The organism is Mycobacterium sp. 1165196.3 (assembly GCF_001673415.1).
Classification (GTDB): Bacteria; Actinomycetota; Actinomycetes; order Mycobacteriales; family Mycobacteriaceae; genus Mycobacterium; species Mycobacterium europaeum_A.
In genome coordinates this window covers 1-17,724 of the sequence record NZ_LZLU01000011.1, presented here as the reverse complement: position 1 = coordinate 17,724, position 17,724 = coordinate 1, and the positions used below count along the sequence as shown (strand labels likewise).

At 68.4% G+C, this 17,724-nt stretch carries 16 protein-coding genes; 7 read left to right on the top strand and 9 right to left on the bottom strand.

What is annotated here, in order from left to right:
• Both A5659_RS01140 and A5659_RS01135 read left to right on the top strand, forming a co-directional pair.
• Positions 1-312: hypothetical protein (locus tag A5659_RS01140; protein WP_231997705.1), on the top strand; the 312-nt coding region annotated here is incomplete at its 5' end.
• Positions 313-331: 19 nt separating this feature from the next.
• The gene (locus A5659_RS01135) at positions 332-1,261 is read left to right on the top strand and encodes a histone deacetylase family protein (protein WP_067178899.1); all 930 of its coding nucleotides are present in this window, start codon (positions 332-334) and stop codon (positions 1,259-1,261) included.
• A gap of 25 nt (positions 1,262-1,286) precedes the next feature.
• Here the strand turns inward: A5659_RS01135 and A5659_RS01130 are convergent, their stop codons facing one another.
• Both A5659_RS01130 and ppc read right to left on the bottom strand, forming a co-directional pair.
• Positions 1,287-2,078 (bottom strand): DUF4239 domain-containing protein, encoded by a 792-nt coding sequence (locus A5659_RS01130; RefSeq protein WP_066864503.1) that lies wholly within the window; start codon positions 2,076-2,078, stop codon positions 1,287-1,289.
• A gap of 74 nt (positions 2,079-2,152) precedes the next feature.
• Entirely contained in the window at positions 2,153-4,960 is a 2,808-nt protein-coding gene (ppc, locus tag A5659_RS01125; protein ID WP_067178897.1) for a phosphoenolpyruvate carboxylase, read from the bottom strand.
• Between the two features lie 138 nt (positions 4,961-5,098).
• On the opposite strand from ppc, the gene A5659_RS01120 reads away from it, so the two are divergent.
• Positions 5,099-6,016 (top strand): LLM class F420-dependent oxidoreductase, encoded by a 918-nt coding sequence (locus A5659_RS01120; protein WP_067178900.1) that lies wholly within the window; start codon positions 5,099-5,101, stop codon positions 6,014-6,016.
• 21 nt (positions 6,017-6,037) lie between these two features.
• Here A5659_RS01120 and secG read toward each other — a convergent pair whose 3' ends face one another.
• From secG to A5659_RS01085, 7 genes are all read right to left on the bottom strand, one after another.
• Positions 6,038-6,271, bottom strand: coding sequence for a preprotein translocase subunit SecG (gene secG, locus A5659_RS01115; protein WP_066864507.1), 234 nt, complete (start codon positions 6,269-6,271; stop codon positions 6,038-6,040).
• Positions 6,272-6,301: 30 nt separating this feature from the next.
• A complete protein-coding gene (tpiA, locus tag A5659_RS01110; protein ID WP_067178895.1) occupies positions 6,302-7,087 on the bottom strand; it encodes a triose-phosphate isomerase in 786 nt (261 codons plus the stop codon).
• A gap of 15 nt (positions 7,088-7,102) precedes the next feature.
• Entirely contained in the window at positions 7,103-8,332 is a 1,230-nt protein-coding gene (pgk, locus tag A5659_RS01105) for a phosphoglycerate kinase (protein ID WP_067178893.1), read from the bottom strand.
• A 3-nt stretch (positions 8,333-8,335) separates the two neighbouring features.
• Positions 8,336-9,355, bottom strand: a complete 1,020-nt coding sequence (gene gap / locus A5659_RS01100) for a type I glyceraldehyde-3-phosphate dehydrogenase (protein ID WP_066864516.1) — start codon at positions 9,353-9,355, stop codon at positions 8,336-8,338.
• Between the two features lie 131 nt (positions 9,356-9,486).
• Positions 9,487-10,911: an NAD(P)/FAD-dependent oxidoreductase gene (locus A5659_RS01095; RefSeq protein ID WP_067178892.1), complete on the bottom strand. Its 1,425-nt coding sequence runs from the start codon at positions 10,909-10,911 to the stop codon at positions 9,487-9,489.
• Positions 10,904-12,658 (bottom strand): DUF3556 domain-containing protein, encoded by a 1,755-nt coding sequence (locus A5659_RS01090; protein WP_067178891.1) that lies wholly within the window; start codon positions 12,656-12,658, stop codon positions 10,904-10,906. Before A5659_RS01090 ends, A5659_RS01095 begins: the two co-directional genes overlap by 8 nt.
• Before the next feature lie 148 nt (positions 12,659-12,806).
• Complete coding sequence (locus A5659_RS01085; RefSeq protein ID WP_231997704.1) at positions 12,807-13,280, bottom strand: hypothetical protein; 474 nt, start codon at positions 13,278-13,280, stop codon at positions 12,807-12,809.
• 248 nt (positions 13,281-13,528) lie between these two features.
• Here A5659_RS01085 and A5659_RS01080 point away from each other — a divergent pair, with 248 nt between their 5' ends.
• The 4 genes from A5659_RS01080 to A5659_RS01065 all read left to right on the top strand — a co-directional run.
• Entirely contained in the window at positions 13,529-14,269 is a 741-nt protein-coding gene (locus tag A5659_RS01080) for a lysophospholipid acyltransferase family protein (protein WP_231997706.1), read from the top strand.
• 3 nt (positions 14,270-14,272) lie between these two features.
• Positions 14,273-15,904, top strand: a complete 1,632-nt coding sequence (gene fadD12, locus A5659_RS01075; RefSeq protein WP_067178889.1) for an acyl-CoA ligase FadD12 — start codon at positions 14,273-14,275, stop codon at positions 15,902-15,904.
• Positions 15,904-17,175 carry an alpha/beta hydrolase gene (locus A5659_RS01070; protein WP_067144380.1) on the top strand — a complete coding sequence of 424 codons (1,272 nt, stop codon included), beginning with the start codon at positions 15,904-15,906 and terminating at the stop codon, positions 17,173-17,175. Before fadD12 ends, A5659_RS01070 begins: the two co-directional genes overlap by 1 nt.
• A 130-nt stretch (positions 17,176-17,305) precedes the next feature.
• On the top strand, positions 17,306-17,724 hold a 419-nt coding region (locus A5659_RS01065), incomplete at its 3' end, for a DUF222 domain-containing protein (RefSeq protein ID WP_156748744.1).

The following is a 17,724-nucleotide window of genomic DNA, read 5'->3' as shown; positions in this document are numbered from 1 at the left end:
AGGGAACTGCTCAGCTCCTTCATGGTGATGCTCAACCCGTCGAGGACGTCTTCGACCTGCTCCACGGTCTTGTCGGCCCTCAACGCCACGGTGGAACGCCTGGAAGCCGGCCTGGATCACCTGGACGGCACGATGACCAGCCTGGACGATCTGGCCAAGCGGCTGATCGTGCTGGTCGAGCCGGTGGAGGCCATCGTGGCGCGGGTCGACGACATGGTGCGGGTGGGCGAGACCATGATGTCTCCCCTGGCGATCACCGAGCACGCGGTGCGAGGTCTGGTGGACCGGCTGCGCAACCGGACCGTGCAGTAGGCGCCCGGCGGGACCTTCGATGGCCACGTTGCTGCTGCACCATTCCGCGTTCGCGGACCATCGGACCGCGCCCGGCCATCCGGAGCGACCGGACCGCTACCGCGCGGTGGCGGCGGCGCTGAGCCGGCCACAATTCGACACGCTGATGCGTGCGGAGGCCGAGCCGGCCGACCTCGCGACGACGCGCTATGTGCACTCCAATCGCTACGTGGACGCGTTGGAAGCCGCGCGGCCCGAAGACGGTTACGTCTACCTTGACGGCGGCGACACCATGATGGAGCCCTCGACCTGGGAGACGGCGCTGCGCGGGGTCGGCGCCACGCTGCAGGCCGTGGACGCGGTGCTGGCCGGTGACGCGCAGAACGCGTTCGTCGCGTGCCGTCCGCCGGGCCACCACGCCGAGACCGAGCGTGCCATGGGTTTCTGCCTGTTCAACAACATCAGCATCGGCGCGCGGCACGCGCAGCGCAAACACGGGCTGACGCGCGTCGCCATCGTCGATTTCGACGTCCACCACGGCAACGGCACCCAGCAGATCTTCTACTCCGACCCCAGCGTGCTCTACGCGTCCACACATCAGATGCCGCTGTTCCCCGGCACCGGTGCGGTGCGAGAAACCGGGGTGGGCAACATCTTCAACGCGCCCCTTGCACCCGGTGACGGCGGGACCGAGCTGCGCGCGGCCTTCGAGGATCGGATACTACCTGCGCTGCAAGGCTTTTCGCCCGAGCTGATCATCGTGTCCGCCGGTTTCGACGCCCACGAACGCGATCCGCTCGGCTCGCTGACCATGACGGCCGACGACTTCGCCTGGGTCACCCGGGAATTGATGGCCTCGGCCGAAAGGCTGTGCGACGGGCGGCTGGTGGCGGTGCTCGAGGGCGGTTATGACCTGCAGGGCCTCACCGATTCGGTCATCGCGCACGTCGGCGAGCTGCTGAAGGGCTGAACCGACTCGCCCTCAGCGTCGATGCTCAGCGCGGGAAGTAGCGGCTGTCGTTGTCGACCGAATCGAAGATGTCCAGCGCGTGCTGGAATGGCCCCGACGTGATCCGCTGGTCGGTGGCATAGGAGTGGTCGAGCTGGAACACGACGCACAGCAGCAGACCCAGCAGCACCGCGACCGTGCTGGACACCACGACGTGACCGACGGTGCTGCCCAGCCGCAGGAAACCCGTAAACGCAACCAGCACAACCGCGCCGAAGATCAACCCCGCCCACATCAGGGGCGGGATCCGTGGCTTGGTGCCGACGATGCGTTCGTTGCGGTCGGAGGCCAATTCGCTCAACTGGTTGAGGAATTGCTGATTGATCGGCTTCGCCGCGACGTTGGGTTGCTGGCGGCCGACCGTGCGATACATCCGGGTGATCGCGGCGCGCGCGCCGTCGTTGCGCTGCTTGTTCCACTCCGGGCCGGCCACCGCGCCCGCGTATTTGCGCAACAGCTCCTGGATCTCGGTTCGCTCCGGTTCGGGCATGGCGACGGTTTGCCGGTACATCGTCGTCAGGGCCGACGCCTCACCGGAGACGACGACCTGAGTGGACGAAAAGTGTTCCCAGGTGGCCACCACGGTGAACCCCAGCAGGGCGCCGTAGATGAAGCCGACGACGGTGAGGAACGAGGCGATCGCCGGATTGTGTTCCTTGCCGTTTCGCCGGCTCGGCAGGATGCGATTGCCCAGCCAGATGGAAGCCACCGCGATGGCGATCGCCACCGCCACGACCGAGGCCAGAAAGAGCCACAGGGGTAGTCCGGATCCGCTCACTGGTCTCCTCGGTCGACGTCGCGTCAATCAGGGTATTCGCGGGGGGCCGGCCCGGGGAGACGAATCGCGGGTTATCAGCCGCTGTTTCGCAGCGCGCTGGCGAGCCCGTTCATGGTCAGCAAAATGCCGCGCTGCACCAATTCGTCGTCGTCGCCGGAGCGGTAGCGGCGCAGCAACTCCACCTGCAGGTGATTGAGGGGCTCGAGGTAGGGGAAGCGGTTGAACACCGAACGCGCCAGCGCCGGGTTGTCGGCGAGCAGGTTGTCCTGGCCGGTGATGAGCTTGTGCATGGCGATGGTTCGCCGGTGCTCGTCGACGATCTTGTCGAACACCCGGCGCCGCAATTCCTCGTCGTCCACCAATTCGGCGTAGCGCGCCGCCAGCCCGAGATCGCTTTTGGCCAGCACCTGGGCCAGGTTGGACAGCACGCTGCGGAAAAACGGCCAGCGCTGGTACAACTCGTGCAGGGTGTCCACCCGCTCGCTTTCGCTTTCCGGGCCGGCCGCGATCCACTGTTCGAACGCCGACCCGGTGCCATACCAGCCGGGCAGCATGACCCGCGACTGGCTCCACGCCAGCACCCAGGGGATGGCGCGCAGGTCCGAGATGGACTCGGTGGGTTTGCGTGAGGTGGGGCGGCTGCCGATGTTCAGCGAACCGATCTCGCTGACCGGCGTGGAGGCCATGAAGTAGTCGACGAAACCCGGTGTCTCGTGCACCAATTCGGCGTAGGCACGCTGGGCCAGCACGGCCACCTCGTCGAGCACCGCGTACGCCGGTTCGGCGGCGTCGCCCAGGCCCTCCACATCCAGCAGCGTGGATTCCAGCGTAGCGGCCAGCAGGCTCTCCAGGTTACGTTGGGCCGCTTGCGGTTCGGCGTACTTGGCGGCGATCACCTCACCCTGCTCGGTGAGTCGCAGCGAACCGTTCACCGCGCCCGGCGGCTGCGCCAGGATTGCCTCATAGCTCGGCCCGCCGCCGCGGCCGACGGTGCCGCCGCGACCATGGAAGAGCCGCAACCGGATTCCGGTTTTGCGGGCCACCTCCACCAGGGCCAGCTCGGCCCGGTACACCGCCCAGCTGGACGCCAGGTAGCCGCCGTCCTTGTTGGAATCGGAATACCCCAGCATCACCTCCTGGCTGTCGTCGCGGGCGGCCACCAGGGCGCGGTAAATCGGGAGTTCGAGCATGGCGTGCAGGATGGTGGCGCCGTTGTGCAGGTCGTCGATGGTCTCGAACAGCGGTGAGATGCCGACCGGGCAGTACGGCGCATCCCCGGACGCGTCGATGAGGCCGGCCTCCTTGAGCAGGATCGCGGCCTCGAGGACGTCGGAGACCGAACGACACATGGAGATCACGTAATTGGGCACGGCGGACGGTCCGTAGCGCTTGATGGCGTGCGCCGCCGCGCGCACCACGCCCAGCTCTTTTCGGGCCAGCTCGGACAACTCCGCGCGGTCACCGACCAGCGGCCGGCGGGTGGCCAGCTCGGCGGCCAGCAGCTCGACCCGGTCGTCTTCGGGCAGCGAACCGTAATCGGGGTGCACCCCGGACCACGCCAGCAGTTCGGCGACCACCTCCTCGTGCACGTCGGAGTTTTGCCGCATGTCCAGGCCGCACAGGTGAAACCCGAAGACCCGCACGCCTTCTCGCAACAGCGCCAGGCGGTCGTCGGCCAGCAGCGCGCTGCCGTGCGCGCGCAGCGACGCATCGACGGCGTCCAGGTCGGCCCGCAGCTCGCCCGGGGCGGCATACGGCGGCAACCCGAGGTCCAGCTCGTGCTGGGGTCGGCGGTCCAGGATCTCGGCGCCGGTCGCGGTGAGCCGGGCGCGGATCACCCGCACCGCGCGCCGATACGGCTCGTCGGCGCGGGCCTTCTCACCGCAGCCCTCGGCCAGTTCGGTCAGCTCGGGGCTGACCGCGACCAGGCGCGCCGACATCGACAGCTCCTGTTCCAGCGCGGTCAGTTCGGCCAGGTAGTGCGCCAGCGCGGTGAACGCGGCGTTGCCGGTGGCCTGGCGCACCACGTCGCCCGTCACGTTCGGATTACCGTCGCGGTCCCCGCCGATCCACGAACCGGGCTGCAGGATCGGCTGATCGAGCAGGTCCGCGTCGGGCCAGCGCTTCCGCAGCGCGTCGCGCACCTCGGCGTTGACCTGCGGGATCACCTTGAAGAACGCGGCGGCGTAGTAGCGCAGCCCCACCTCGATCTCGTCGGTGATCTGCAGCCGGGACAACCGGATCAGCGCGGTCTGCCACAGCGTGAGGACCTGGCGGCGTAACTCGCGTTCGATGTTACGGCCGTCGTCGGTTTCTTCGTGTCCCTCGGCGTGCAGCCGCATCAGTTCGGTGATCCGGTGCTGGGTGACGAACACGGTGCGCCGGCGGGTCTCGGTGGGATGCGCGGTGATCACCGGCGCCACCACGGCACCCTTCAGCGCACCGGCGACGGTGGCCGAATTCAGTTGCGCGGAGTCGAGTTTGGCGTAGGTAGCGGCCAGGCTGCTGTCCTGCGGCGCCTCGCCGGCGGCGACGTGAATCGCCCGGCGGCGCTCGCGGTGGATGTCTTCGGCGACGTTGGCCAGCAACGCGAAGTGGCTGAACGCCCGAATGACCGGGATCGCCTGGTGGATGTCGATGCCATCGAACATCCGCGCCAGCTCCGCGCGGTCGATCTCGGAGCGTCGCACCCGAAACGATTCGACCCGGGCCCGCTCGACGAGCTCGAACACCTCGTGACCGTTCTGCTCGCGCACCGTGTCACCCAGAATGGCGCCCAGCAGCCTGATGTCGGCCCGCATCGGCTCGGTCGCCTCGCGACCCACCAGTGTGCGCTGCACGGCGCCGATCGGTTCCAGCGTGCCCTCGGATGCCTCAACCATGAGTCCCAGTATCGACGCGGTTGTCCGCGCCCGCCCGTCGGGGACCGTCCGCGGCCGTGAATCACCATGGCGCCCAGCGGGTCAGATCAGCGTGATTTAACAGGAATGACCGGCCGATCAACCGTGTTGGTTGCGGACATGTCCACCGGAATCATCCTCATGGCCCGTCCCGATGCCCCCAACCTCGTCGATGACGTGATCGCCCAAGCCCAACGAGCCCACGAGCTCGGTGTCGCGCAGGTGTGGCTGCCCCAACAGCAGAACTACGACGCCATCGCGCTCGCCGCGCTCGTCGGAGCCGCCGTGCCCGGGCTGGGCGTGGGCACCTCGGTGGTGCCGATCAATCCCCGTCACCCGCTGATCGTCGCCTCGTTGGCGCAAACGGCGCAGGCCGCCGCGCACGGCAACTTCAGCCTGGGGCTGGGACTGGGTGCCCGCCAGGTGGAACGCCCGGCCTTCGGCACCGACTTTCCCAACACCATCACCCGGCTGCGCGAGCACCTGACGATCCTGGCGTCGGTGTTCAACAGCGGCGGCGTCGACTTTCACGGCAGCGAACTGCACGCCAGCCCCACCTGGCCGGTGCGGGTGCCCGGCGGCACACCGATCCCGGTGTATGTGGCGGCGATGGGCCCCAAGGCGCTGCGGGTCACGGGCGAACTGGCCGACGGCACACTGCCCTATCTGGCCGGGCCCCGCACCATCGAAGACTTCATCGTGCCCGAGATCATCAAGGCGGCGGCCGAGGCGGGCCGCCCGGCACCGCGCGTCATCGCCGCGGTGCCCGTGCTGTTGTCCGACGACGTCGACGGCGCTCGCGGCGCCGCCGCCCAGCAGCTGACTTTTTATGAGGCCATCCCGTCGTATCGCAACGTGATCGCCCGGGAAGGCCTCGCCAGTGTCGTCGACCTCGCCGCGATCGGGCCCGAGGAGTCCGTGGCCCGCCAGTTGCGCCGTTACCGTGACGCCGGAGCCACCGACATCGTGCTCAGCCCGCTGGACCGCTCCGACTCGGTCGACCGCGAAGCGCTGTGGAGGCTCACCGCCGCGCTGTGACCGCGCGGGACACGCGCGCCGTCAGCGATATTTGATCATCAGCGCCATGCCGATGATGCACACCAGCCAGATGGCGGTGATGAAATACGTCAGCCGGTCCAGGTTCTTCTCCACCACCGTGGAGCCGGACAGGCTGGACTGCACGCCGCCACCGAACAGCGTGGACAGGCCGCCACCCTTGGCGCGGTGCAGCAGCACCAGCAGCACCACCAGGATGCTGGTGACGACCAGGGTGATCTGCAAAGCCAACTGCATGACGGCCAGCCTACCTGGGCGAAGCCGTGCTCAAGGAAGAGGCCCACCGGCGGCGATCGCCGCCAGCGTGGCGAACTGCTCGCCGTCCAGGGAGGCGCCGCCGACCAGTCCGCCGTCGATGTCGTCGCGGGCGATCAGCTCGCCGATGTTCTTGGCGTTCACCGATCCGCCGTAGAGCACCCGCACCGAGTCAGCGACCTCCGGCGAGGCGAGGGACGCCAACTGTTCGCGGATCGCCTTGCAGACCTCCTGAGCGTCGGCGGCGCTGGCCACCCGTCCGGTGCCGATCGCCCACACCGGCTCGTAGGCGATGACGACCTTGGCGATCTGCTCGGCCGACAACCCGGCCAGCGACTCACGCACCTGCTTCTCGCAATGGCTGACATGCTCGCCGGCCTCACGGATGTCGAGGTGCTCGCCCACGCACACGATCGGGGTCAGCTCGTGCTTGAGCGCCGCGGCGGCCTTGGCGGCCACCACCGCGTCGTCCTCGTGGTGGTAGGTCCGCCGTTCGGAGTGCCCGACGACGACGAACGTGCAGCCCAGCTTGGCCAGGAAGGCGCCGCTGATGTCGCCGGTATAGGCACCCGAGTCGTGTTCGGACAGGTCCTGGGCGCCGTAGGTCAACCGCAGCTTGTCCCCGTCGACCAGGGTCTGCACGCTGCGCAGATCCGTGAACGGCGGTAGCACCGTGACGTCGACCTTGTCGTAGTACTTGTCCGGCAACGCGAACGCGATCTTCTGCACCAGCGCGATGGCCTCGAAGTGGTTGAGGTTCATCTTCCAGTTGCCGGCGATCAGCGGTTTGCGGCTCACGACTCTGGGGCCTTTCTAGTTGTGGTCGGGCTGGGGTCGACTCAACACCTCGATACCTGGAAGCGTCTTGCCCTCAAGGTATTCCAGCGACGCTCCCCCACCGGTCGAGATGTGCGAGAAGTCGCCCTCCGGGATGCCCAGTGCGCGCACCGCGGCCGCGGAGTCCCCGCCGCCCACCACGCTGAACGCGCCCTTGCCGGTGGCCGCGGCGATCGCCTCGGCGACGCCCTTGGTGCCCGCGGCGAAGGCGGGGAATTCGAACACGCCCATCGGCCCGTTCCAGAACACGGTTTGGGCGTTGGACAGCAACGTGGTGAACCGTTTGACCGAGCCCGGCCCGATGTCCAGGCCCATCATGTCGTCCGGGATGGCGTCGGCCGCGACGGTCTGCGGTGTCGCGTCGGCGGCGAACTTGTCGCCCACCACGATGTCCACCGGCAGCCGCAGCACGTCGACGTAGGTGTCCAGCAGCCCGCGGCAGGTGTCCACCATCTCGGTCTCCAGCAGCGACTTGCCGACCGAGAAACCTTGCGCGGCAAGGAAAGTGAAGCACATGCCGCCGCCGATGACGATGCTGTCGGCCTTGGTGGCCAGCGATTCGATGACGCCGAGCTTGTCGGACACCTTCGACCCGCCGAGCACCACCGCGTAGGGGCGTTTGGTGGAGCTGGTCAACTGCTCCAGCACGGCGATCTCCTCGGCCACCAGCGTGCCGGCGTAGTGCGGCAGCAGGGTGGCGATGTCGTACACCGAGGCCTGCTTGCGGTGCACCACGCCGAAGCCGTCGGAGACGAAAGCCCCTGTCGGACCGACTAATTCGGCCAGCTGGCGGGCCAGCGCCAGGCGTTCGCCGTCGTCTTTGCTGGTTTCGCGGGCGTCGAAGCGGATGTTCTCCAGCAGCAGGACGTCGCCGTCGGTCAGGCCCTCGGCGCGGGCCAGCGCGTCGGTGCCCACGACGTCGCCGGCCAGTTGGACGTGCCGGCCGAGTTGCTCACCGAGCGCGGCGGCGACGGGCGCCAGCGACAGCTTCGGGTCGGCTCCGTCCTTGGGCCGGCCGAGGTGCGCGGTGATCACCACCTTGGCGCCCGCCTCGACCAACGCCTGCAGCGTCGGCACCGAGGCGGTGATGCGGCCGGCGTCGGTGATATTCCCGTCGTCCAGCGGCACGTTCAGGTCCGAGCGCACCAGCACGCCGCGTCCGGAAACCCCCTCGGCGAGAAGGTCTTTCAGGGTGTGGACGGCCACGGTTTACAGCGACTTGCCGACCAGGGCGACCAGGTCGACGAGGCGGTTGGAGTAACCCCATTCGTTGTCGTACCAGGAGACGACCTTCGCCTGGTTGTCGATCACCTTGGTCAGACCCGAGTCGAAGATCGAGCTGTGCGGGTCGGTGACGATGTCGCTGGAGACGATCGGGGCGTCGTAGTACTTCAGGATGCCCTTGAGCTTGCCCTCGGCCGCGGCCTTGAACGCGGCGTTGATGTCCTCGGCGCTGACCGACTTGGACAGCTCGGCGGTGAGGTCGGTGACCGAGCCGGTGGGGATCGGCACCCGCAGCGCGTAGCCGTCCAGCTTGCCCTTCAGTTCCGGCAGCACTAGGCCGATGGCCTTGGCCGCGCCGGTGGAGGTCGGCACGATGTTCAGCGCGGCGGCGCGGGCCCGGCGCAGGTCCTTGTGCGGCCCGTCCTGCAGGTTCTGGTCCTGGGTGTAGGCGTGGATGGTGGTCATCAGGCCCTTGACGATGCCGAACTCGTCGTTGAGGACCTTGGCCAGCGGCCCCAGGCAGTTGGTGGTGCACGAGGCGTTGGAGATGATGTTCTGGCTGCCGTCGTACTTGTCGTCGTTGACGCCCAGCACGATGGTGATGTCCTCGTCGGTGGCGGGCGCGGAGATGATCACCTTCTTGGCGCCGGCGTCCAGGTGCCCCTTGGCCTTGGCGGCGTTGGTGAAGATGCCGGTGGACTCGACGACGACGTCGACGCCCAGGTCGCCCCAGGGCAGCGCCGCCGGGCCTTCCTTGACCTCGAGCGCCTTGATCTTCTTGTTGCCGACGACGATGGTGTCGTCGCCCTCGAGGCTGACGTCGTGCGGCAGCCGACCCAGGATGGAGTCGAATTTCAGCAGGTGCGCCAGGCTGGCGTTGTCGGTCAGGTCGTTGACGGCGACCACCTCGATATCCGCGGTGCCCTGCTCCTGTTGAGCCAGCAAGGCCCGGTAGAAGTTCCGCCCGATGCGACCGAAGCCGTTGATACCTACTCGGACCGTCACTTGTCTCTCCTGTCGTCTTTCTTTTTTCTTTCCGGTGTCCGCTGATTTGCGCTCGTCGCCAGCCTAGATCAGGGGCGGCTACCATTGCCGCGCTGGTATATCACCCGTGACCTCGGCCACACGCGGTCCGGTTAGCGGCCACGCTTGCGCAGCCATCCCAGCGCCGCCCCGGCGGCGTAGTACCCACACAGGCCGTGGATGCCGGCTCCCGGCGGCGTCGATTGCGAGCACAGGTAGACGCCGGGCACCCCGGTCGCGTACGGGTTGACCGAGACGCGCGGCCGCAGGATGACCTGGAGCCCGTCGTTGGCGCCGCCGATGATGTCGCCGCCGATGTAGTTGGGGTTGTAGGCCGCCAGGTCGGCGGTGCCGGTGCTCACGGTCGCGACGATGCGGTCGCGGAATCCCGGGGCGAACCGCTCGATCTGGTCGGTGATGATTTCGGTGGCGTCGCCGGTGTAGCCGAATGGCACGTGAGCGTAGGCGTAGATCGGGTTGATATTGCCCGCCGAGCGCGACGGGTCGGCCAGGTATTGCTGCCCGAGGATGATGAACGGCCGCCGGTACATCCGTCCTTGCGCCCGCTCGCGTTCGCTGTGCGCGATCTCGGCGAATGTCCCGCCCAGATGCACGGTGCCGGCGCGACCGCAGTCGGGACTGGTCCACGGGATGTCGCCCTGGACGGCGTAGTCGACCTTGAATGCCGACGAGCCCTGGCGGTACCGCTCATACGATCGCTTGATCCGCGCGGGCATGGCGTCGCCGTAGATCTGCAGTGCCGCGGCGGGGGTCAGGTCGAGCATGACGATGTCGGCGTCGGGAATGTCTTTGCGGCTGGTCACGGTGACGCCGGTGGTGATCGCGGCGCCGTGCTCGGCCAGCACGGCTGCCAGCGCCGCGATGATCGACCCCGATCCGCCCTTAGCCACCGGCCAGCCGTAGTGGTGCCCGCTGGCCATGAACATCAGCGCCATCGCGGCCGTCAGTGGCCGGTCCAGCCGGGTGTAGGCGTGCGCGGCCTGGCCGCCGTACAGCGCGCGTACGCGCTCGGTGCGAAACCAGCGAGCCAGCACCGTGGCCGGCAGCACCGCGCGCGGTCCGAAGGCAGCAAGCCGGATGGGGTGTTGCGGAAGATGCAGGACCGGGCGCATCAGGTCTTGGCACAGCTCGTCGAAGCCGGCGGCGAGATCGCCCACCGCGAGCCGCCACCGCCGTCCGTCGGCGCCCATTTCGGCCACGGTTCGGTCCATCGAGCGATACAGCGACCCCGCGGTGCCGTCGTCGAGCGGGTGCGCGCAGTCGATCTCCGGCCATTTCCAGGTCAGTCCATATCGACTCAGGCCGATCTCGTCCCAGAACGGTGAACCCACCGCCATCGGATGCGCCGCCGCGCAGACGTCGTGGATCACCCCGGGCACCGTCAGCTCGGCCGAGCGCGCTCCCCCGCCGACGGTCTCGCGCGCCTCGAGCACCTGCACGTCGACGCCGTCGCGGGCGAGTCGGATGGCCGCGGCCAGGCCGTTGGGCCCGGCGCCGACGACGACGGCCTTACGCATGGACCGTCGTGACGTGGACGGGGTAGTCGTCGCCGGGCTCGGGCCAGGGCTGCCGGCTCAGCATGTCCGCGACGTCGACGTAGCCCTCTTCGACGAGGCCGGTCTTGGCGTCGACGATGCGGTAGGCCTGCGTCTGGCGCTGGATCGGCTGGGCTTCCAGGATGATCACCCGCACGTCGCCCTCGTCGAAGTCGCAGCGGCGCTGCACGGCGGCCAGCAGCTGCTCGTTGTGCAGGTGGCCTTCGCCGAAGTTCCACCCGATCAGCGGTCCGGCGATGATTTCGCCGTCGCGCAGCAGGTAGTCGGCCTCGTCGGCGCCGTCGGGCAGGGCGCGGGACACCAGCCCGCCCAGCGCCCGGCCGTGGGTGTGCATGGACCGCCACCCCATCAACTTGTCGATCATGAGCTCGGCGGTCTGCGGATCATAAAGGCGGGCAAGCTGATTGGGTGCCAGCGCCGACGCCTTGGTGATGTTCGCCTCGATCTTGTCCTCGGCGCCCTTGCGCAGGCACCAGGTGCTGGTCGCCCAGTTGCCCGCGTAGTAGCGCATCGCCGGCAGGAACGAAACCTGTTGCGGGAACATGTTTCCCACGATCGGCACCACCGCCAGCGCGACGGTCAGGATGATCAGCAGCAGCGGTGAACTCAGGCCGGTGGCCGTGACACCGGCGTAATGGCCGAACAAATAGAACAGCGAAAAGATGAAGAAGACGTTCCACTCCAACGGCACCCCCATCGGAATGGTGGAGGTGATGTTGAGGTGGAACAGCACCATGAAGCCGATCAGGAACCACGCCCACCGGTGACCGTCGGCGAACAACACCAGGACCAGCGGAATCAGAAATTCGGCCGTCGTCCCGCCGACATGGGCCATGACCTTCGGTATCCACGACGGCCGCAGGTCGTCGACCGGGTCGAGGTAGAGCCGTCGCTTGAACCAGTTGAACGCCCGGCTGCGCAGCAAGGGGCTGTTGCTCATCATGACCGCCACGACGTACGGGAAGTGGTGGTTGAGCTTGGATGTCGCCGCGCCCCACCACAGCGCCAGCATGATGATCTTGAAGGCGGCGATCTGGTCGGTGAACCCGAAGAAGAACACCAGCAGCGTCAGCCCGTAGTGCTCGCCGCGCGCCGCCAGGAAGACGGTCTTGTCCCGCAGCCCCAGCAGCGCGAGCGCGACGATCGCTGGCACCACCAGCCACGGATCGATCAGGCCGACGTCGCCCGCGGGCGTCACCGGCCCGCCCCGCCCCGGTGAGAGCAGCGCCCAGACGCCGGAGCCCAGCACGACGAGATACAGCGCCACATCGGCCACCGTTCGGCTGTCGCCGCGGGTGAACGGCACCTTGTCCGGCCAGGCCGGCAGCCGAATGGTGTTGGGCCGCAACCAATACAGGAACCCGCCGAACGGCGGCCAGAACCGCGCGGTCAGCGGCCCCGAGCCGCAGCCCAGGCCCAGGATCTCGAACAGCAGCGTGAAGATGACCAGCTTCTGGTAGACGATCGGCTGCGTCCACCAGTCGGTGAGGTGGCCCAGCCCGCCCAGCCCCGGCGTCAGGGAGATCACCGCGGCGGCGCCGGCGGCGTACCCGGCGATCTTGAATAGGTAGAACAGATAGACCGCGTACGGCGAACCGAAGCCGTGTTCGACCCAATGGCGGGTCATGATCTGGCGCCTCGTCGAACGCGGCAGGCTGAGCCACGTCTGCGGGTCGACGTCGGGAAACTCTGGAGCCATGAATCCCATGGGCGGCCTCGTTCCTGTCTAGAAACCAGCTGGCCCATTGAATGTATCGGCACCGCCACGCGGGTGCGCCGCATTGTGCGCCTCAGCGCTGCGCGTCAACCACCCGATCGACCGCCCTACGGCGAGAACTGTTGCGGGAAGCGATGATTCAGCGCAGGCCCGACGCGGACCGGCGAGCCACCGGGCGTGCCTGCGGCGCGGCGGCACCCGCCGTCCGGCGGACGAATCGGCGCCGCAGTTTGTCGATCAGCGCGTCCAGGGTCCGCCGATCCTGCTCGGCGATGCGCGCCAGACGGCGGTAGTTCGCCACGGCGTCCAGGTCGCCCCGCGCCTCCGCCGTGCCGATTTTGCGCTGATACTCGTCGATGCGCTGATCGATGAGGCCGCGCCGGCCGGCGAGCAGTCGGACGAAGTAATCGGCCTGCAGCTCGTCCGCGGTGCCCGGCGCGGCGAGCGCACCGGCGGCCGGTGCGGGCCGTGACGTTTCCTGACCCGGGCGGGCTGATTCCGCGCGGACCGCGGCGGGGTGGGCGCGGCGCCCGCGCCGGTCCCGGGTGCCGGCCGATCTGCGGGTGGCACTCGAGCGGGCGCCACGCTCGTGAGACAGACCGGCTACGTCCATCGGGTCCCCTTTACTCGAGGATTACTTAGGGCGCCGTAACAATAGCGCCCCGACCCGGCCCACACCATATGCCCGGTTGCGCAATGGGCGAAACACCGTGACAGCAACCGAGGCCCGGTCGCTACCATCGAGGGACTCGACTCGGCGAAGCGGCCCAGTGCGAGCGTCAAGGAGGGAACGTGACCGACAACGGCAACCCCGACGGCGGGGATATCGGCAAATTCGACCCCGGCTTGACCCAGCGCCTGATGGCGGTGATGCGCCCCGTTCTCAAGACCTATTTCCGGTCCGAGGTGCACGGACTGGAGGCGTTCCCGCCCGGTGGAGCCCTGGTGGTCGGCAACCACTCCGGCGGCATGTTCCCGATGGACGTTCCGATCTTCAGCGTCCACTTTTACGACAAACTCGGCTACGACCGGCCGGTCTACACGCTGAGCCACGACATCCTGATGACCGGACCCACCGCGGAATTCTTCCGGCGCACCGGATACATCAGGGCCAATCGGGAGAACGCGGCAGCGGCGCTGCGTTCCGGCGGGGTGGTGATCGTGTTCCCCGGCGGCGACTACGACGCCTACCGGCCCACCCTGTCGGAGAACGTCATCGACTTCAACGGCCGCAAGGGCTACATCCGCACGGCGATCGAAGCCGGCGTGCCCATCGTGCCGGCGGTGTCGATCGGCGGGCAGGAGACGCAGTTCTATTTGACCCGCGGCACCTGGCTGGCCGAGCGGCTGGGCATTAAACGCTTGCTGCGCAGCGCGATTCTGCCGTTGTCGTTCGGCTTCCCCTTCGGCCTGAGTGCGGTCATTCCGCCGAATTTGCCGCTGCCCACCAAGATCGTGACGCAGGTGCTCCCGCCCATCGACATCGCCAAGCAGTTCGGTGACGACCCGGATGTGGACGAGGTCGACGAGCATGTGCGGTCGGTGATGCAGGACGCCCTGACCGAACTCGCCGCCAAGCGTCGCTTCCCGATCCTGGGCTGAACCATGGCGAATCCACTGAGCGAGACCCTGGGCCTGGTCAGCACGCTGAGCCGCGCCGGCATGATCGCGCCGATGCGGCCCGACCGCTACTTCAAGATGGCGGCGGCCATGCGCCGCGAAGGCATGGGCATGACGGTGGGCTTCGCCAGCGCGGCGCAGCGCTGCCCGGACCGTCCCGGCCTGATCGACGAACTCGGCACGCTGACCTGGCGCGAGCTCGACGAACGGATCAACGCGTTCGGCGCCGCGCTGCAACACTTGCCCGCGGGTCAGCCGAAAGTCGTGGGCATCATGTGCCGCAACCACCGCGGCTTCGTGGAGGCGGTGGTGGCCACCAACCGGATCGGCTCCGACGTCGTGCTGCTCAACACGTCGTTCGCCGGGCCGGCGCTTGCCGAGGTGGTCAACCGCGAGGGCGTCGACGCCGTGGTTTACGACGAGGAATTCACCCCAACCGTGGACCGCGCGCTGGCCGACAGGCCGAACGCCAGCCGCATCGTGGCCTGGACCGATGGGCAACACGAGCTCACCGTCGAGAAGCTGATCGCCGAGTACGCCGGGCAACGGCCCCAGCGGTCGGGCCGCAAGGGCAGGATGATCCTGCTTACCTCCGGCACCACCGGAACTCCCAAGGGCGCCAACCAAACCGGTGGCAACGCCGGAATCGGCACGCTCAAGGCGATTTTGGACCGCACGCCGTGGCGGGCCGAGGAGAAGATCGTGATCGTGGCGCCGATGTTCCACGCCTGGGGGTTCTCTCAGTTGATCTTCGCCGCGTCCATGGCCTGCACGGTGATCACCCGGCGCAAGTTCGACCCCGAGGCCACGCTGGACCTCATCGACCGCCATCAGGCGACCGGGCTCGCCGTGGTGCCGGTGATGTTCGACCGCATCATGGAGCTGCCCGCCGAGGTGCGGCGCCGCTACAGCGGGCGGTCGCTGCGGTTCGCCGCGGCATCGGGTTCGCGGATGCGACCGGACGTGGTCATCGCGTTCATGGACGCGTTCGGCGACGTGATCTACAACAACTACAACGCCACCGAGGCCGGCATGATCGCGACCGCCACCCCGGAGGACCTGCGGGCCGCGCCCGACACCGCGGGCCGGCCCGCCGGCGGGACTGAAATCCGGATCCTGGACCCGGAATTCAACGAACTGGCCACCGGTGAGGTCGGCAGCATCTACGTGCGCAACAACACCCAGTTCGAGGGCTACACCTCGGGGAGTACCAAGGACTTTCACGCCGGGTTCATGTCGTCGGGCGACGTGGGATACCTCGACGAGGCGGGGCGCCTGTTCGTCGTCGGCCGCGATGACGAAATGATCGTCTCCGGCGGCGAGAACGTGTACCCGATCGAGGTGGAGAAAACGCTGGCGGCGCATCCCGACGTGGCGGAGGCGGCGGTGATCGGCGTCGACGACGAACAATACGGGCAGCGGCTGGCGGCCTTCGTGGTGCTCGAGCCCGGCGCCGCGCTCGACGCGGGCGCCGCGCCCGAGGCGCTCAAGCAGCACGTGCGGGAGAACCTGGCCAACTACAAGATCCCGCGCGAGATCACGGTGCTGGACGAACTTCCCCGCGGCAGCACCGGCAAGATCCTGCGCGCCGATTTGCAAGCGCGGGTGACCGGCTGATGCGGCTCGCCCGGACCCTGCGGAAACCCCGGCCACTCGCGCGGGCCGCGCTCGAATTGGCCAACGCCGCCAACGGATTACGCCCGCTGGCCCGCAAGGGCTACAGCACCGTCCTGGTTTTCTGGTTCGGCTGGCCGGCCTCCGAGGTGCCGGGCGTGTACTTCTCCGCCTCGCTGCTCGATGCGCTGCGGCGGGGGCGGCGCGGCGATTTCGCGGGGCGGCGCGGCAAGGCGGCGCTGGCGCTGACGGCGGCGTCCTGGGCCATCCTGGCGGTGATCAAGTACCGGGGGGTCACCACCCCGGGCCCGGTGCTGGAGGCCGGGCTGCGCGAGGAACTCGGCGACGACTACGAAGAGGCGTTGGCCAAGCTGCCCCAGACGGAACCGCGGCGCAGCGGGCGGCGCATGCTGCCACTGGGCAACACCGTGGCCCGCCGCCGGTACGTCCAGAAGACCAACGTGGTGTCCTACGGTCCCCACGGCCGCGCGAACCTCGCCGACATCTGGCGCCGCCACGACCTGCCGCGCGACGGCAAGGCGCCGGTGCTGCTGCAGGTGCCCGGCGGCGCCTGGGTGATCGGCATGCGCCGCCCCCAGGCCTATCCGCTGATGAGCCACCTGGCCGCCCGCGGCTGGGTGTGCGTGTCGATCGGCTACCGGGTGTCGCCGCGGCACACCTGGCCCGACCACATCGTCGACGTCAAACGGGCGTTGGCGTGGGTCAAGGAGAACATCTCCCGTTACGGCGGGGATCCCAACTTCGTGGCGATCACCGGCGGATCCGCGGGCGGCCACCTGTGTTCGCTGGCCGCCCTGACGCCCAACGACCCGAAGTTCCAGCCGGGCTTCGAGGACGCCGACACGTCGGTGGTGGCCGCGGTGCCGGTGTACGGGCGCTATGACTGGTTCTCCACCGAGGGCGAGGGCCGGCGCGAATTCGTGGATCTGCTCCAAAAGTTCGTCGTCAAAAAGAAATTCACCACCCACCGCGACATCTACGTCGATGCCTCACCGATCCGGCGGCTGCGCGCCGACGCGCCGCCGTTCTTCGTGTTGCACGGCCACGACGATTCGCTCATCCCGGTCGGTGAGGCCGAGGAGTTCGTCGAGGAACTGCGCGCGGTATCCAAGAACCCGGTCGCCTACGCCGAATTGCCGCACGCCCAGCACGCTTTCGACATCTTCAGCTCGCCGCGGGCGCATCGGTCCGCGGAGGCCGTTGCGCGATTCCTGTCGTGGGTGTACGCGACGAATCCGCCCGAGCGCGACTGAGAGCGGTCTGCCGCCGCCCGCGGGCGATATTCCGGATACCGAAAGCGCATATCGAAATCACTTGTGCCACTGTGGTTTCAGTAGTCTCTGGGCGCCGATTTTTGTCGGTGGGCATCGTTAGTTTGGCGGTGTGAGTGATGAGCAGGATGTCGAGGCGGCGTTCGACGCGCTCGATGCCGCCTGGGATCGCGTGTGCGCGCTGAACGTCGACGCGCTGAAGCCGCGCCAACAGTTGGCGGTGTTGGCGCGCTGCGAAAAGCAGCGCCGGCGCATCCCGGCCGTCGAGCACCCCGTGATCAATGCCCTGGCCCGCCAAGCACCTTCGGTCGAACTCGGCGGCACAGCAGTCCAGGCCATCGCCGAGGCGACGCTGATCAGCCGCGCCGAAGCCGCCCGCCGCCTCAACGAGGCACGCGACCTGGGCCCGCGCCACGGCCTGACCGGCGAACCGCTGGGCCCGATGCTGCCCGCCACCGCCGCCGGACAACGCGACGGCACCCTGGGCGCGGGCCAGGTCGCGGTGATCCGCAAGTTCTACCACCAGCTGCC

Excerpts from the sequence above, each read along its gene's own strand:
- A5659_RS01135 (WP_067178899.1), top strand. The coding sequence starts at position 332 with ATGGCCACGTTGCTGCTGCACCATTCCGCGTTCGCGGACCATCGGACC.
- ppc (WP_067178897.1), bottom strand. The coding sequence starts at position 4,960 with ATGGTTGAGGCATCCGAGGGCACGCTGGAACCGATCGGCGCCGTGCAG.
- A5659_RS01120 (WP_067178900.1), top strand. The coding sequence starts at position 5,099 with ATGTCCACCGGAATCATCCTCATGGCCCGTCCCGATGCCCCCAACCTC.
- secG (WP_066864507.1), bottom strand. The coding sequence starts at position 6,271 with ATGCAGTTGGCTTTGCAGATCACCCTGGTCGTCACCAGCATCCTGGTG.
- A5659_RS01095 (WP_067178892.1), bottom strand. The coding sequence starts at position 10,911 with ATGCGTAAGGCCGTCGTCGTCGGCGCCGGGCCCAACGGCCTGGCCGCG.
- A5659_RS01090 (WP_067178891.1), bottom strand. The coding sequence starts at position 12,658 with ATGGGATTCATGGCTCCAGAGTTTCCCGACGTCGACCCGCAGACGTGG.
- A5659_RS01085 (WP_231997704.1), bottom strand. The coding sequence starts at position 13,280 with ATGGACGTAGCCGGTCTGTCTCACGAGCGTGGCGCCCGCTCGAGTGCC.
- A5659_RS01080 (WP_231997706.1), top strand. The coding sequence starts at position 13,529 with ATGGCGGTGATGCGCCCCGTTCTCAAGACCTATTTCCGGTCCGAGGTG.
- fadD12 (WP_067178889.1), top strand. The coding sequence starts at position 14,273 with ATGGCGAATCCACTGAGCGAGACCCTGGGCCTGGTCAGCACGCTGAGC.
- A5659_RS01070 (WP_067144380.1), top strand. The coding sequence starts at position 15,904 with ATGCGGCTCGCCCGGACCCTGCGGAAACCCCGGCCACTCGCGCGGGCC.